This window comes from Pseudodonghicola flavimaris (assembly GCF_030164425.1).
GTDB lineage: Bacteria > Pseudomonadota > Alphaproteobacteria > Rhodobacterales > Rhodobacteraceae > Pseudodonghicola > Pseudodonghicola flavimaris.
The window spans coordinates 92131-106836 of the sequence record NZ_JASNJD010000008.1 but is presented as its reverse complement, the minus strand read 5'-3'; the positions used below and the strand labels follow the sequence as shown (position 1 = coordinate 106836).

Below are 14706 nucleotides of genomic sequence, written 5' to 3'. Positions count from 1 at the left end.
GCTCAGCGCCAGGAACGGGCGGCCAGACGGGTGAGGATGGCGCTGACGATCCCCCCCACAAGAAGCGCCGCGGGGATTTCGGGATGGAGCAGAACCTGCGCATATCCCAGGGCATTTTCGACGATGCCGTAGATCGCCTCCAGCGGCCCGTGATAACGACGGTTCATCGCCAGTCGGAACATCTCATAGCCGCCCTGCACCGCCAGCACCCAGAACACCAGCAGCACTATACTGGTGACGCCGTTGTTCAGGATATGAACCGGCCCGGCGCCGGTGTGACGGCCCATATACAGCCAGCCCACCAGCAGCCCGAGACCGATGTTCACCGGGATGAAAAGGCCGAAATCTGCCATCTCCGGCATCCGGGCCATCACCAGATAGGAACAGCCCCAGGCCAGCAGGCCGAGGCAGAGGGCGGCGACGAGACGGGCGGCAGTGGGCATGGGCGCTCTCCGGAAACCTGTCAGCAGCTAACGCAGCGGCGCGCCGCTCTGCAAGGGGCGATGCCCGATGGGCGGTTCACCCCATGCTCTTGCGGCTTTCATAGGCAGCCAGCGCCCGTTTGCGTCCCTCGCCCAGCTCGATCACCGGGTCGGGATAGGGGGCCCCCGGTGCCAGCCGCCAGCGTCGCGGCACCGCCTGGAAGAAATCCAGCGCGGTTTCCGGCGGGCTTTTCTGCCCCTCGGCGATCCAGGCCCGGGCATAGGCACCATCGGGATCGAACCGCTTGAGCTGGGTGTCCGGGTTGAAGATACGGAAATAGGGTGCCGCGTCGGGGCCGCTGCCCGCCGCCCATTGCCAGCCCATCGCGTTGCTGGCCGGGTCCCAATCGGTCAGCGTCTCCTCGAACCAGGCCTGACCGACGCGCCAGTGGGTCATCAGATGCTTGGTCAGAAAGCTCGCCACGATCATCCGCGCACGGTTGTGCATCTTGCCTGTCACCCAGAGCTCACGCATGGCGGCATCGACGAAGACCACCCCGGTGCGCCCCTGTTTCCAGGCCAGCACATCGGCCGCGCCCGGGTCCTCGCGCCAGGGAAAATCGTCCCATTCGGGGCGCCAGTTGCCGGTCAGGATATGCGGCGAGTGGAACATCAGGTGATAGGCGAATTCGCGCCAGGCGAGTTCCTTGAGAAATGTCTCAGGCCCGCTGCCGCCCAGCTGATCGCGCTGTCGCTGCGCCTGATGCCAACAGCGGTACGGGCTGATCTCTCCCAGGGAGAGGTATTCCGACAGCCCGGAGGTCACGGGCTCCGCCGGAAAATCGCGCCGGTCCTGATACTGGGCGATCGCGGCATCGCAAAACCGGTCCAGTCGCGCTTGGGCGGCAGCCTCGCCGGCCTCAGTATGCCGGGCCAGCACCGCCGCACCCCGGTGCATCGTCGCCCCCAGCTGCCAGTCCTCCAGCGCATCGCTGGCCGGCCAGCGGTCCGGCGCCGGCAGATGCTCCGGCGGCGGCAGCAGCGGGCCCACCGGACGGCCGCGCACCGCCTTCCAATAGGGCGTGAAGACCCGGTAGAAACCGCCTGCCCCGGTCGACACCGTCCAGGGTTCGAACAGCAGATGCCCGGCAAAGGATCGCGCGGCGATGCCCCGGGCCTTCAGATCGGATTTGATGGCGCCGTCGCGGTCGCGCGCGCCCGGATCATAGGCCCGGGTCCAGTGGACAGCGCCCGCCCCGGTCTCGGCGATCAGCGCATCCAGCACCTCCGCCGCCGGCCCCTGACGCAGGATCAGGCGGCTGCCGCGCGCCGCCAGGCTGCGGGCGAAGACCTCCAGCCCGCGCTCCAGCCGCCATCTCGGCGCCGCCCCCAGCGCCTCGACCTGCTCGTCGCGGATGAAGACCGGTATCACCGGCGCCCCCTCGGCGACAGCCGCCGTCAGCGCCGGGTGATCGGCCAGCCGCAGATCGCGCCTGAGCCACAGAATGACCGGTTTCACGTCGCCTCTCATGTGCCGCCCCCGCTGGTTCCGCTTTGCGCAGAACTATAGGCAAAGGAGCCGCAAGATCACAGATGCCTGTCCAGCGCCGCGATCAGCTGGTCGACCTCCTCGGCGGTGGTGTAATGGGTGAAGCTCAGCCGCAACACGCCGCGCGCCGGATCCAGCCCCATCGCCTCCAGCGCGCGGACGGCGTAGAAATCGCTGCCGCCGGCCATGATCCCCTCGGCCGCCAAATCGGCGGCGATCGCGGTGGCCGGACGGGTCAGCGCCAGCGCCACCGTCGGCGCCCGCCCCTCCGCCCGCGACGGCCCCAGCAGGCGCACGGCGTTGCGCTCCTTCACCGCGTCCAGCAACGGTTGCAGCAGCGCGGTTTCATGGACGTGGAACAGATCGTTGACGAAGCCCGCCCGCGCCGTGGCGCCCTCGGCCGGGCCACCGTGGTGATCGCAGAGCAGATCGACGTAATCCGCCATGCCGGCGCAGGCCGCCACCTGGGCATGATCCGGCCCTGCCGGGGTGAAACGTTTGTAGAGCGTGCCACCGTTGAAATAATGCCCCTGGTTCGGCAGCAGCTCGCCCAGATTGCGGCGGATCACCATCAGCCCCTGATGCGGGCCATAGGTCTTATAGGCAGAGAACAGATAGATATCCGGCCCCAGATTGCCGACATCGGGAAAACCGTGCGGCGCATAGGACACGCCGTCGACACAGACGAAGGCCCCGGCGGCATGGGCCATGGCGGTGATCTCCACCACCGGGTTCACCTCTCCCACCACGTTGGAGCAATGCGGAAAGCAAACCAGCCGGACATTTTCATCCAGCAGCGCCGCCAGCGCCTGGGGGTCGAGATGGCCGGTGATCGGATCGATCCGCCATTCACGCACCTCGATGCCCTCGTCCGCCAGCCGCCGCCAGGGACCCGAATTCGCCTCGTGATCCTGATTGGTGACGACGATCGCCTCGCCCGGCTTCAGCCACTGCCGGAAGGCCTGAGCCAGCACATAGGTATTCGCCGTGGTCGAGGGGCCGAAAGACAGCTCGTCCGTTTCCACCCCGAGGATCGAAGCCATGCGCGCGCGCGCCTCGTCCATCTCCTCACCGCCCAAGCGGCTGGCCTCATAGGGCGAATAGGGCTGCACCTTGCGCTGGGTGTAGAAGCGCGTCAGCCGGTCGATCACCGGTTTGCAGGTATAGGAGCCGCCGGCGTTTTCGAAGAAGGCCTGCCCCTGCAGACCGGGTTCGGAAAAGGCGGGAAACTGCGCCCGCACGAAATCGATATCCAGAGCCATCCCAATTTCCCCAGAAGTTTCGGGGCAATGAAATGCAATTGCTCCCGGGGTGCAAGAACCCCGGGAGCAATTTTTTGTCACTTGCCGAGGGGCTTCCGGCTCAGGTCTGTTCGGCCTTGAGACCGCGCCAGATCGCCCAGCACATCAGCAGCAGAACCAGGGTGAACGGCAGCCCGGTCGAGATCACCATCGATTGCAGCGACGACAGCCCACCCGAGGACAGCAGCAACACGATGGCCACCGCGCCCTCGAAGACGCACCAGAACACCCGCTGCGGCACCGGCGCATCGACCTTGCCGCCGGCGGTGATGGTGTCGATCACCAGCGAGCCGGAGTCCGACGAGGTGACGAAGAAGACGATCACCAGCACGATCCCGATCACCGAGGTGATCCCGGAGAGCGGCAACCCCTCGAGCATCGCGAAGAGCGACAGCGGCGGGTTGTAGCTGTCGATCACATTGGCCTTGACCGCCGACGTTGCCGGATCGCTCAGCACCTGGTCGATGGCCACGCCACCGAAGACGGCCATCCACAGCACGCAGACCAGTGACGGGATGATCAGAACGCAGATGACGAATTCGCGCACGGTGCGGCCGCGGCTGACCCGGGCGATGAACATGCCGACGAAGGGCGACCAGGAAATCCACCAGGCCCAGTAGAACGAGGTCCAGCCCTGGACGAATCCGGTATCCTCCCGCCCGATCGGATTGGACAGCGGCACGATGTCCTTCAGATAGGCCAGCAGCCCCTCGCCGAAATCGGACAGGATCAGCATCGTCGGCCCGGCGAAGAGCACGAACAGCAGCAACAGCGCCGCGATCCCCATGTTGATCTCCGACAGCACCTTGACCCCGCCGTCGAGCCCGCGCAGCACCGAGACCAGCGCAATGGCGGTGATCCCGGTGATCAGCAACACCTGCGCGGTCGGCCCCACCGGCACCCCGAAGACATAGTTCAGACCGGCATTGGCCTGCTGCGCCCCGAAACCCAGCGAGGTCGCCAGACCGAACAGCGTGGCGAAGACAGCCAGAACGTCGATGATATGGCCCCACCAGCCCCAGACCCGTTCCCCCAGGATAGGATAGAAGGCCGAGCGGATGGTCAGCGGCAGCCCCTTGTTGAAGCTGAACAGCGCCAGCGCCAGCGCCACCACCGCATAGATCGCCCAGGGGTGCAGCCCCCAGTGAAAGATCGTCGCCGCCAGCCCCATCTGCTTGGCCGCCGCGACATTTTCCGGGATCAGCGTGCCATCCGCCGCGAAGGGCGACGGCACCCCCAGCGGCTCCGACACCGCCATGTGATAAACCGGTTCCAGCACGCCGAAGAACATCAGCCCGATGCCCATGCCGGCGGCGAACAGCATGGCGAACCAGCCGATATAGCCGTAATCCGGGGTCGCATCGGCGCCGCCCAGCCGCACCCGCCCAACCGGGGTGACGATCAGCAGCAGGCAGAACACCACGAAGACATTCGCCGCGCCCAGGAAGAACCAGTCAAAGGTCTTGGTGGCAAAGCCGAACATCCAGCTGAAGGCCGCGCCCGCCTGCTCCGGCAGCGCCAGGGCGTAGAAGACGAAAGCGACGATGCAGAGCCCCGAAATCAGAAAGACGGGGTTGTGAATGTCGATCCCGAACGGACCGATCTGGGTTTCGATATTATCCTGTCCGATCTCGTAATCGGTGTCGATCAGCTGCGCCTCGCCTTCGGGCAGGGGAATGCCCTGGTTGGAGTTTTCGTCGGTCATGTCTGACCTCCTCATCTGTCTTGGGATTTCCGTCCGCTCAGCCGCGCACGATCATGACCGAAATCTTTGCGTGCGCCGCAATGGTGCCGCCGTTCGAGGGCCAGATGTAATCGGTCAGATTGGGGATATGGCTGGCCATCACCACCAGATCGGCGGAAATCTCATCGGCCGCCCTGATCAGGGTGCGGTCGAGATCGATCCGGGGGTCATTGCTGGTCAGCGCCAGCGCCTCGGTGGCGATGCCATGGGCGTCGGCCTCGCTGGCGGCGAAGCTCTCCAGCCGCTTGGCGAACTCCGCCGGGGTGTGCCCCAGCGCACCGGGGGTATCGGCGGTCACCGCCGCATAGATCAGCGTCGCGCCGTAATGGGCCGCCAGGTCGGCGGCCACGTCGAGCGCCCGCCGCAGGCTGGGCAGATGGGCCAGATCGACCGGGATCATGATTTTTGAAAACAAGGGTCTGTCGCCTCCTTCGCATGTTGGTTCCGGCGGATCTGCCGCCGAAAATCTCTGGCCGATCCGCCCCGACATGGCGCCGAAAGGCCGCCTCCTCCGTCTCCAAGGGTAACGAAGCCAGGCCCGGAATGCAAAAAAGCCGCGACCCTTTGGCCGCGGCTTACGACATGACAACGGTTCCCGACGGTCGGTTCGGGGCCTGGTTCAGGCGTTCACATCGACCACGACCCGGCCCTTGACCTGCCCCTTGAGGATCGCCGCCCCCAGTTCCGGCAGGTCGGACAGCGTGGCGGGCTGCACCATCTCCTCCAGCCGGTCGAGCGGCAGATCGCGGGCGATCCGGCCCCAGGCCCGCAACCGGTTGTCGTAGGGCTGCATCACGCTGTCGATCCCCAGCAGGTTGACGCCGCGCAGGATGAAGGGCGTGATCAGCGCCCCCTCGATGGCAGCCCCGCCGGCCAGCCCGATGGCGGCGACCGAGGTGCCGTATTTCATCTGCTTCAGTACCCGACCCAGCATGGCGCCCGCAACCGCGTCGATACAACCGGCCCATTGCTCGCTCTCCAGCGGCTTGCGGGTCACCTCGGTCAACTCCTCACGCGGCACGATGGTGGTGGCGCCAAGGCTCTGCAGATACGCGGCCTGTTCCGGCCGGCCGGTGACGGCGGCCACCTCATGGCCCAGATGCGCCAGGATCGCGGTCGCGACCGAGCCGACACCGCCGGCCGCGCCGGTCACCAGAACCGGCCCGTGCCCGGGTTTCAGCCCGTGATCCTCCAGCGCCATCACCGCCAGCATGGCGGTAAACCCGGCGGTGCCCACCGCCATGGCGGAGCGCGTGCTCAGCCCCTCGGGCAGCGGCACCAGCCAGTCGGCCTTGACCCGCGCCTTCTGGGCGTAGCCACCCCAATGCGCCTCGCCGACACGCCAGCCGGTCAGAACCACCTTGTCGCCGGGCTTGTAGCGGGGATCGGCGCTCTCCTCGACGGTGCCGGCGAAGTCGATGCCCGGAACATGCGGATACCTGCGCACCAGCCCGCCGCCCGGCCCGAGGCAGAGCCCGTCCTTGTAATTGACCGTGGAATACTCCACCGCCACCAGCACCTCTGCCTCCGGCAGATCGCCCAGCTCAAGCTGACGCAGGGCCGCGGCCGTCTTGCCGCTGTCCTCGTCCTTCTCGACCACAAGTGCGTTGAACGTCATGTCCTCTCCTCTCCGACAGGGCGCCGATGCCCTGTTCTTCTCTGTCTCAAATACTCTCGCCGAAGGCGCCGCCCGCCGCGCCTCACGGCTCCGGCATGAAGGCCAGATCGCTGACCGGCGCGCGCAGCCCGGCGGCGGTCATCATCGCGTGGATCTGACCGCGATGGTGGGTCTGATGGTTGAACATATGCGCCACGCAGAGCCCCATCGGCCGGTTCATCACCTCTCCCGTGGAGCCGGAGGCCCAGCTGAGCTCCCCCAGCAGATCGAGGTGGCCGACCTCTTCCGCCCATGTCAGGATCTGGCCGTCGACCCGGAACCGCTCCGCGCTCCAGGCGCCGAAGCTGGCGCAGACCTCCGGGCTGTCGGCGATGCCGCCCGCCGGCCGCGGGCTGTCGGCAAAGCGCGACATCCACATCTGGTCGGCCCAGACCAGGTGACTGAGCGTGCCCAGGATCGATCCGAAGAAGGCGCCACGGTCCAGCCGCAGCTCCGCCTGCGGCAGCGGCTGCAACAGCTCCTCAAGCTGGGCGTTCTGCCAGCGGTTATAACGTGCCATCGCACGGCAATATGCGGGCTGGATCATCTCGTCTGCCTCTCCCCGGGCGAGTCGTCCTGCATCGGTCCGGCCACAGGTTTCCGCAAACCGCCCGAAAAGGAAATCGCCAATTTCCCGCGCCGTACCGTCATGTCCGGCGCCGGGCCCGGAGCGGCACGATTCGATTTTCCTGCAGCTTCCCCCTTCACCTCGGCGATATCTGTGCCTATATTCGCGGCGTTCCCTCGGGGACTATGGACATAAACGCGCTCGTAATAAGCGGATCGGACCCGGGGGCGGTACCCGGCGGCTCCACCAAATCACCCGTTGTTGGCGGGTCATGGGGCCGAAACAGGATCGACGAACGTCTAAAGGGGTTAGCTTTGTCTCGGTGAGGTACCACCGTTACCGGTCCGAACAGTACAATTGCCAACAACAATCGTGCTCCGATGGCTCTGGCTGCGTAAGCAGTTCGAGGTATCGAAATCTAAGTCCTTGCGCCTAGCAGCGTAAGGCGGGGTCCGCAGGCACCTGGCAACAGAAGCCTGCACTTTCTTTCCGCTGCGGGGGCGGATCGCAGGAAAACTTATCGAATCCTGCAGATTGTTCTGTATTTCCCGAAAATAATTCAGTTTTTGTTGAGAGATTGAGGCCATCCTCCCTTTGGACGAGCTAGGAGTCGCCAATGACCAAGATTGAGGTGTTGCAACGGTGGTGTGACGAAGTTTGGCGTGATGGTAACCTGGATGCGATCGGAGAGTTGTTCGATCCCTCCGCAGTGACGAGCGGCGTTGTGCCGCAAATGCAGATCGGCCCCGATGATTTTCGCGAGTTGGTGAGCGTGCTGCGCCACCATGTCGGTCCGATCGAAGCAGAAATCCTGAAAACGGTCGAGGAAGGCGACTGGCTGGCGGCAATGATGAACTTCCGCACCAGCCGGGCCGATAACGGCGCCCCGATCGAAGTGGCCGGACAGGTCATGCTGCGCTTCAACGGCGACCGCATGGCCGAAGCCTATAACCACTTCGATTATCTGGCCTTCTTCGAACAGCTGGGTCTGGTTCCGCCGGATTCGCTGACGATCTTCCTGACCGGGCACAAGCTCGACTGGGCCTGATCGGCACCGTTTCGAAGGCGGGACACCCCGCAGGCGGCCGGGCGGAGCCTTCTCCGCATCCGGCCTTCGCGCGTGTTCGGGACACCGGAACAGAGCGGGTGGCGTCGTCTCTGCGCTGCAGAATTCCGCAGTGCTGCCGGTTCCGGGCCCAGCCCTCCGGCTCCATCCAACCGGCGCCGGGACAGGCCGCGACGGGTCTTTCGTTTCCCACCGAATCCCCTATGCTGACGACAGCAAAGCTGGAGTGCTGCGATGGCGCACAATATTGATTACGGAAACCTGATGCATCAGGCGATGCGCGGCCTGATCCGGACGGTGCTGAAGGACGTGGAAACCAATGGCCTCCCCGGGGCGCATCATTTCTTCATCACCTTCGACACCACGCATCCGGAGGTGAAGATCGCCGACTGGCTCGCCGACCGGTATCCGCACGAGATGACCGTGGTGATGCAGCATTGGTACGAGAATCTCGAGGTCGGCGAAGACGGGTTCTCCGTCACGCTGAACTTCGGCGACTCTCCCGAACCGATCTACATTCCCTATGATGCGATCAAGACCTTCGTCGATCCCTCCGTCGAATTCGGGCTGCGGTTCGAAGCCGCCGAAGATGTCGATGAGGACGACGAGGAAGAGGACGAGATCCCGACCGATGAGGCCGAGGATCCGGAGGCGCCGCGGTCCGACGCGGATGTGGTCTCCCTCGACAGTTTCCGCAAGTGACCTGAGCACCGCCGGGCGCCCCCGCGCCCGCGGTCCCTGCGCGTTTTTCCCGACCTCTCAGCCCCTCATCATCGCCCGCCGCGCACATCCGCCGCCCCGGCGCAGACCAGCCGCTATTGTTTGGTCAGGAACGTCTCGACCGACCGCTGCTTGTCGCCGTTGCGCAGATCGGTGAACTCCAGGATCAGGCCACCTTCGGCTAGGGTCCGGTCGAATTGCTGCAGCTCGTAGCCGCCATTCTCATCCACGAAGAGCGAATAGACCGTCAGCGTCTGTTCGTGGATCCGGCCCCAGACGAAGGGTTCCCCCTTCATCGGATCGAGCTGCACCGCGTGGCCGAAGACATTGCGCCGCATCGCAGCCGAATAGATACCGCCCCGCTCGCTGGGCAGGAAATCGATGGAATAGGATTTCTCCTTCAGTCGCCCGTCAGGTTTTCGCGTGATCGAAGTCCATTGCACGGTGAACCCGTCGTCGTTGGCCCGGATACTCACGCTCATGTCGCGGGGAATACGCTCACCGTCGACGCTGATCACCTCGGCAGAGCCGGTGTAATCGCCGATGAAGGGGGTGATCGGGTTGACCTCTCCCGCGCGGGCGCCCAGGGCGACGATCCACAGCAGCAGGGTCGCCACCAGAACGCCTGGACGCATCGGCCGTTTCAGCATCGTCATCACCATAGCCAGCCCCGTGTTCGTGTCTTGCGGCACATCGCCGATAGGGCTCCGGCAGCCAGCGGCCGGGCGGAGCCCCGCTACTTTACAATCTGGGCCTTTTTGAACAATGGTCCAGATCGTCCCAGCAGTTTTTTGCCGCCGTGATCGGCGCTGGCCCCTGGCCGCGGAAGAAATTATGCTGCGCGCAACTGGCCGATTGCGCCGCGACGGCACTCCGGCTAGACGGCATGCAACCGCATACAAAGATAGTCCACGAGACGGAGTCTACCGATGTCCCAAACCCGTACCGAAACCGACAGCTTCGGCCCGCTCGAAGTTCCCTCCGACAAATACTGGGGCGCGCAGACCCAGCGGTCGCTGATGAACTTCCCCATCGGGTGGGAAAAACAACCCGTGGCCATCGTTCGCGGCCTGGGTGTCATCAAGAAAGCCTGCGCCATGGCCAACAAGGCCAATGGCAGCCTGGACGCCCGCATCGCCGATGCCATCATCGAAGCCGCGGGCGAGGTGATCGCCGGCAAGTTCGACGACAACTTCCCGCTGGTGGTCTGGCAGACCGGATCGGGCACGCAATCGAACATGAACGCCAACGAGGTCATCGCCAACCGCGCGATCGAAATCCTCGGCGGCGTCATCGGGTCCAAGGATCCGGTGCACCCGAACGATCACTGCAACATGGGCCAGTCGTCGAACGACACCTTCCCGACCGCCATGCATATCGCCACCGCCATGTCGGTACGCGACGTGCTGCTGCCGGGTCTGGAAAAACTGCTGGCCGGGCTTGAGGCCAAGTCGGAAGAGTTCAAGGACATCATCAAGATCGGCCGGACCCACACCCAGGACGCGACGCCGCTGACCCTGGGCCAGGAATTCTCCGGCTATGCCCAGCAGATCCGCCAGGGCATCGCCCGGGTAAAGACCTGCCTGCCCGGCATCTACGAACTGGCACAGGGCGGCACCGCCGTCGGCACCGGGCTGAACACCCGCAAGGGCTGGGGCGAAACCGTCGCCGCCAATATGGCCGAGATCACCGGCCTGCCCTTCGTCACCGCCCCCAACAAGTTCGAGGCGCTGGCCGCCCATGACGCCATGGTCTTCATGTCCGGAGCCGTCGCCACCGTCGCCGGCTCCTGCTACAAGATCGCCAACGACATCCGCTTCCTCGGCTCCGGCCCGCGCTCCGGTCTGGGCGAACTGATCCTGCCGGAGAACGAACCGGGTTCGTCGATCATGCCGGGCAAGGTCAACCCGACCCAGGCAGAGGCGATGACCCAGGTCGCGGCGCATATCATGGGCAACGATGCTGCGATGAAATTCGCCGGTTCCCAGGGGCATTTCGAACTGAACGTCTACAACCCGATGATGGCCTACAACCTGCTGCAGTCGATCCAGCTGCTGGGCGATGTGGCCGACAGCTTCACCGAGCGGATGCTGAACGGCATCAAGGCCAACGAACCGCGCATCGACAAGCTGATGAACGAAAGCCTGATGCTGGTCACCGCGCTGGCGCCGACCATCGGCTATGACAATGCCACCAAGGTCGCCAAGACCGCGCATAAGAACGGGACCACGTTGAAGGAAGAGGCGATCGCCCTCGGCTTCGTCGACGAGGCGACCTTCGACGCGGTGGTGCGGCCCGAACAGATGATCGGTCCCAAGGACTGATGGGCAAGCCGGTCAATCTGAACCGGTATCGCAAGGACAGGGCGCGGGCCGACCAAAAGGCCCGCGCTGACCAGAACGCCGTGAAATTCGGCCGCACCAAGGCCGAGAAGCAGCTGGAGCGCGCCCACGCTGAAAAGGCTGCCCGCGATCTCGATGGCCACGCGCCCGACGACGCATGAGCCGGCCGAAGAAGCACTCCCTCACCCTGCGCGGTCACCGCACCAGCGTGTCGCTCGAAGACGAATTCTGGCAGGCCTTCCGCGAGATCGCCGCGGCGGAGGACCGCGCGATCAACGATCTGGCCGCTGAAATCGATGCCGATCGGGGCATCGACACCGGTCTGGCCTCGGCCATCCGGCTGTTCGTGCTGCGCCGGTTGAGGGCGCGGTAAACAAACCGGGCGATGCTGGGCGCATGACCCGGCTTTCCCCGGCATCAGCCCCGAGAAATGACTCTACCACCTGTTCGGCTCCGGCCAGCCTGCGAGGGTGGCGTCATCCGACATCAGGCCGGGATATCGACCTCCTGGTCGTCCGGGCGCGGTTCGAAGCCGAACTGGCCCAGCGTGGGCTCCGTGCAGTGGAGAACTGCCGGCCAGATCGTCATCTTCTGCAATCAGGAACCGGTCCGCATCATTCGCTGACCCCGAATTCCTTCGAAGAAATTTGCCGCGAACGTTCGAATTTTCCCGGCCTCAGTCCCGCCGGCTGATCTTCAACCAGATGCCGTCTTTCGCCCGCACCGTCAAATGCGCCACCGGCACCGGTTCGCGCCCGGCGACGCGCTCGACTCGGAACCGACGCAGCAGCATCGACAAGAGCAGCGGTCCCTCGACCATGGCAAAGCCCGCCCCGGTGCAGACCCGGGGGCCGGCGGAGAACGGGATATAGGCCTCGCGCTGGCACTGCTTCCCATTCTCGGTCTGCCAGCGGGTCGGGTCGAAGCCGTCGGGATTGTCCCACAGCCGCTCATGCCGGTGCAGATGCCAGGGGCTCAGCACCAGTTGCGAGCCCTTCGGCACGGAACGGTCGCGGAACCGCTCCGGACAGGCCGCCTCGCGCACCATCATCGGCACCGGCGGATAAAGCCGCAGCGCCTCGCGGAATACATCGCGGCTGAGCCGCAACCGCGACATGCCGGAGAATTCCGGCACCATCGCCTGCGCCTCCTCCGCCAGCCGCTCTTGCCACTCCGGATAGAGCGCCATCAGATAAAGCGTCCAGGCCAACGCCGAGGCGCTGGTCTCATGCCCGGCCAGAAAGAAGATCGCCACCTGATCGACCATCTCCTCGGTGCCGAAGCCTTCGCCGGTCACCGGGTCGCGGGTGGTCATGATCTTGGTCGCCAGATCGTCGGGCGCCGTGCCGGCCTCAATCGCCGTCATCCGTTCCGCCGTCAGCCGGCGGATCAGGTCGCGGATGATCCGGGCGTTGGCGCGGGTACCCCGGGGGTAGAACCGCGGCACCCAGCGCGGCAGCGGCACGAAAGCGGCGAGGTTCAGGATCGGCTGCGCCCGCTGATAGGCGCGGAAGCGGGAAAAGACCTCGGCCGCAACCTCATGTTCGATGGGGATGGAGAACAGCGTGCGGAAAATCACATCGGCGGCGGCGTGGCTGGTCACCTCTTCCACCTCGATGGCCCGGCCCTCTGCCCGCGCCACCTGCCGCTCCAGCCGTGCCAGGGCAGCCTCTCCCGCCGCCCACATCGCCGGAAAGGTATCCTTCAGCCGCCCCCCCTCGAAGGCCGGGTCGATGATCCGGCGTTGGCGTTTCCACTGCGCGCCGTTGGTCAGGAAGACCGACTGGCCCAGAAGCGGTTTCAGCCCCTCGCCGATGCGATCGGATTTGGGGAAATCGTCGGGCCGCTCCTTCAGCACGGTCTTCACCAGATCGGGCTGGTTCATCAGGAAGGAGCGGAAGAAGGGCGTGCGAAACTCCGCCATCCAGGCACGATAGAGCCGCGCTGGCTGGGCCGAGAGGATATCGGCCTTGAAGAGCCGCACATAGCGCCAGAGCGAGACACGGTCGGGTCGGGCCGGCGGTTTCGGCGGCAGCGTCGGATCGGAGCCGGTCATGCGGCGACACTGGTGAATTTCGAGACCGCCCGTTCGATCCGCGATTTCGACGGCACCCGGCCGCGATAGCGCGCCGCCAGCGTCATCGGCCCGGCGGTGACACGGAAGTAATCGTAATCCCCCGGCCGGTCGAAGGCGCAGAGATACTGGAAATGCAGCCGGAAGAACCGCCAGCGCAGCTCTGCCCATCGGGCCGGGCTCAGTGTCTGGGTGAAGGCGGCGGAGATCACCAGCGGCCAGCGCTTGTCCGCGGGGGCGACGCCGCTCACCGCCACCGGATCGCAGAGCGCGAAGGCACAGCCATCCCCCGGGGCAGTGACGTCGATCCAGCTCAGCTCCTCTCGGGTGGAGAGATAGGCCAGATCGGCGCGCAGCCGCCAGGCATCCGGCAGGAAGGACACCATCGGCACCACCTGCCCCAGGCTGAGGAATCCCAGCGCCGGGCCATCGGCTGGCACCCGCCCCTGTCGGATCAGATCGGCCAGGATCGAGACGCCGAGATGCGCGCCCGAGGAATGGCCGACCACCAGAACCTCATCGACATCGCTTTGCAGCGCCTCGGCGACGCGGGCGGCAAATTCCGCCATCCGGGCCTCCAGCTCAGGCGGGTTGGCACCGCGATGACGGGCGGAATAAGCATAGTCATGCATCAGGTAGTAGGCAAAGAATTTACCATCCTTCCCCTTGAACCAGCGCAGCAGCGCAACGGCGGCCACCGCCCCCAGCCCCCAGCCGAGGATCGCGGCCGGCAGCTCCAGCGGAGCCCCACCCCCGGCGCTCGCCCCCCAGCGGGTGACGGCGGCGATCCCCCAGGCCAGTGCCAGCGCCAGCAGCAACTGCCCCAGCAACATCGCCACCGGATAGAGCGCGGCGATCACCGGCCCCTTGCGCAGCCGCATCAGCCGCCCCAGCGCACCGCTGGCGATATAAGCCCAGGCGGTCTGCGCCAGTTGCAAATAGGTTGCCGGGATCGAATTCGACATGCTGTCGCGAACGATATCGGACCAGACCAGAACCTCGATCTCGGCCCTTGTCGTCGCCCCTTCGATCCCGGCCTCGACCTGCCAGCCATAGGGGCCACCCTGCCCGGCCGGTTTCGGACGCAGCGCGATGTCATAGCCGGAGATCGCCGCCTGCGCCGCGCCTTCCTTGCGGTAGAGCTCTCGGTAGCGGCGGGGGTGGATCGGATCGTAGCCGGGAATGTAGAACACCAACCGCCGGCGCACCCGCCCGGCGGTCTCCTCTCTCTGATCCGGCTGATCGCTGCCCATCGTGCCCTCT

Annotated in this window: 15 protein-coding genes and 1 other RNA gene; 6 read left to right on the top strand and 10 right to left on the bottom strand. The window is 65.6% G+C overall.

Annotated elements, in window-relative coordinates; all coding sequences use genetic code 11:
* Positions 1-2: 2 nt before the first annotated feature.
* From QO033_RS12660 to QO033_RS12630, 7 genes are all read right to left on the bottom strand, one after another.
* A complete protein-coding gene (locus tag QO033_RS12660; RefSeq protein WP_284481346.1) occupies positions 3-443 on the bottom strand; it encodes a TrgA family protein in 441 nt (146 codons plus the stop codon).
* A gap of 76 nt (positions 444-519) precedes the next feature.
* A complete protein-coding gene (locus tag QO033_RS12655) occupies positions 520-1953 on the bottom strand; it encodes a cryptochrome/photolyase family protein (RefSeq protein ID WP_284481345.1) in 1434 nt (477 codons plus the stop codon).
* A gap of 56 nt (positions 1954-2009) precedes the next feature.
* Positions 2010-3233: an aminotransferase class V-fold PLP-dependent enzyme gene (locus tag QO033_RS12650; RefSeq protein ID WP_284481344.1), complete on the bottom strand. Its 1224-nt coding sequence runs from the start codon at positions 3231-3233 to the stop codon at positions 2010-2012.
* Between the two features lie 100 nt (positions 3234-3333).
* A complete protein-coding gene (locus QO033_RS12645; RefSeq protein WP_284481343.1) occupies positions 3334-4977 on the bottom strand; it encodes a BCCT family transporter in 1644 nt (547 codons plus the stop codon).
* A 37-nt stretch (positions 4978-5014) separates the two neighbouring features.
* Positions 5015-5431: a universal stress protein gene (locus QO033_RS12640; RefSeq protein ID WP_284481342.1), complete on the bottom strand. Its 417-nt coding sequence runs from the start codon at positions 5429-5431 to the stop codon at positions 5015-5017.
* 204 nt (positions 5432-5635) lie between these two features.
* Positions 5636-6634, bottom strand: a complete 999-nt coding sequence (gene acuI / locus QO033_RS12635; RefSeq protein WP_284481341.1) for an acryloyl-CoA reductase — start codon at positions 6632-6634, stop codon at positions 5636-5638.
* Positions 6635-6716: 82 nt separating this feature from the next.
* Positions 6717-7220: a DinB family protein gene (locus QO033_RS12630; RefSeq protein ID WP_284481340.1), complete on the bottom strand. Its 504-nt coding sequence runs from the start codon at positions 7218-7220 to the stop codon at positions 6717-6719.
* Between the two features lie 152 nt (positions 7221-7372).
* Here QO033_RS12630 and ssrA point away from each other — a divergent pair.
* From ssrA to QO033_RS12615, 3 genes are all read left to right on the top strand, one after another.
* Positions 7373-7724, top strand: a transfer-messenger RNA (tmRNA) gene (ssrA, locus tag QO033_RS12625).
* Between the two features lie 133 nt (positions 7725-7857).
* Entirely contained in the window at positions 7858-8289 is a 432-nt protein-coding gene (locus tag QO033_RS12620; protein WP_284481339.1) for an ester cyclase, read from the top strand.
* A 252-nt stretch (positions 8290-8541) separates the two neighbouring features.
* Positions 8542-9009, top strand: a complete 468-nt coding sequence (locus QO033_RS12615) for an SspB family protein (protein ID WP_284481338.1) — start codon at positions 8542-8544, stop codon at positions 9007-9009.
* A gap of 113 nt (positions 9010-9122) precedes the next feature.
* On the opposite strand, the gene QO033_RS12610 is transcribed toward QO033_RS12615, so the two are convergent.
* The gene (locus QO033_RS12610) at positions 9123-9689 is read right to left on the bottom strand and encodes a hypothetical protein (protein WP_284481337.1); all 567 of its coding nucleotides are present in this window, start codon (positions 9687-9689) and stop codon (positions 9123-9125) included.
* A 267-nt stretch (positions 9690-9956) separates the two neighbouring features.
* Here QO033_RS12610 and fumC point away from each other — a divergent pair, with 267 nt between their 5' ends.
* The 3 genes from fumC to QO033_RS12595 are packed head-to-tail and all read left to right on the top strand — an operon-like array spanning position 9957 to position 11742.
* Positions 9957-11351, top strand: coding sequence for a class II fumarate hydratase (gene fumC, locus QO033_RS12605; protein WP_284481336.1), 1395 nt, complete (start codon positions 9957-9959; stop codon positions 11349-11351).
* Positions 11351-11530 (top strand): DUF4169 family protein, encoded by a 180-nt coding sequence (locus QO033_RS12600; protein WP_284481335.1) that lies wholly within the window; start codon positions 11351-11353, stop codon positions 11528-11530. Before fumC ends, QO033_RS12600 begins: the two co-directional genes overlap by 1 nt.
* Complete coding sequence (locus QO033_RS12595) at positions 11527-11742, top strand: ribbon-helix-helix domain-containing protein (protein WP_284481334.1); 216 nt, start codon at positions 11527-11529, stop codon at positions 11740-11742. The genes QO033_RS12600 and QO033_RS12595 overlap by 4 nt, the downstream gene beginning before the upstream one ends.
* A gap of 303 nt (positions 11743-12045) precedes the next feature.
* On the opposite strand, the gene QO033_RS12590 is transcribed toward QO033_RS12595, so the two are convergent.
* Positions 12046-13425, bottom strand: a complete 1380-nt coding sequence (locus QO033_RS12590; protein ID WP_284481333.1) for a cytochrome P450 — start codon at positions 13423-13425, stop codon at positions 12046-12048.
* Positions 13422-14696, bottom strand: coding sequence for a hypothetical protein (locus QO033_RS12585; RefSeq protein WP_284481332.1), 1275 nt, complete (start codon positions 14694-14696; stop codon positions 13422-13424). Before QO033_RS12585 ends, QO033_RS12590 begins: the two co-directional genes overlap by 4 nt.
* Positions 14697-14706 lie beyond the last annotated feature (10 nt).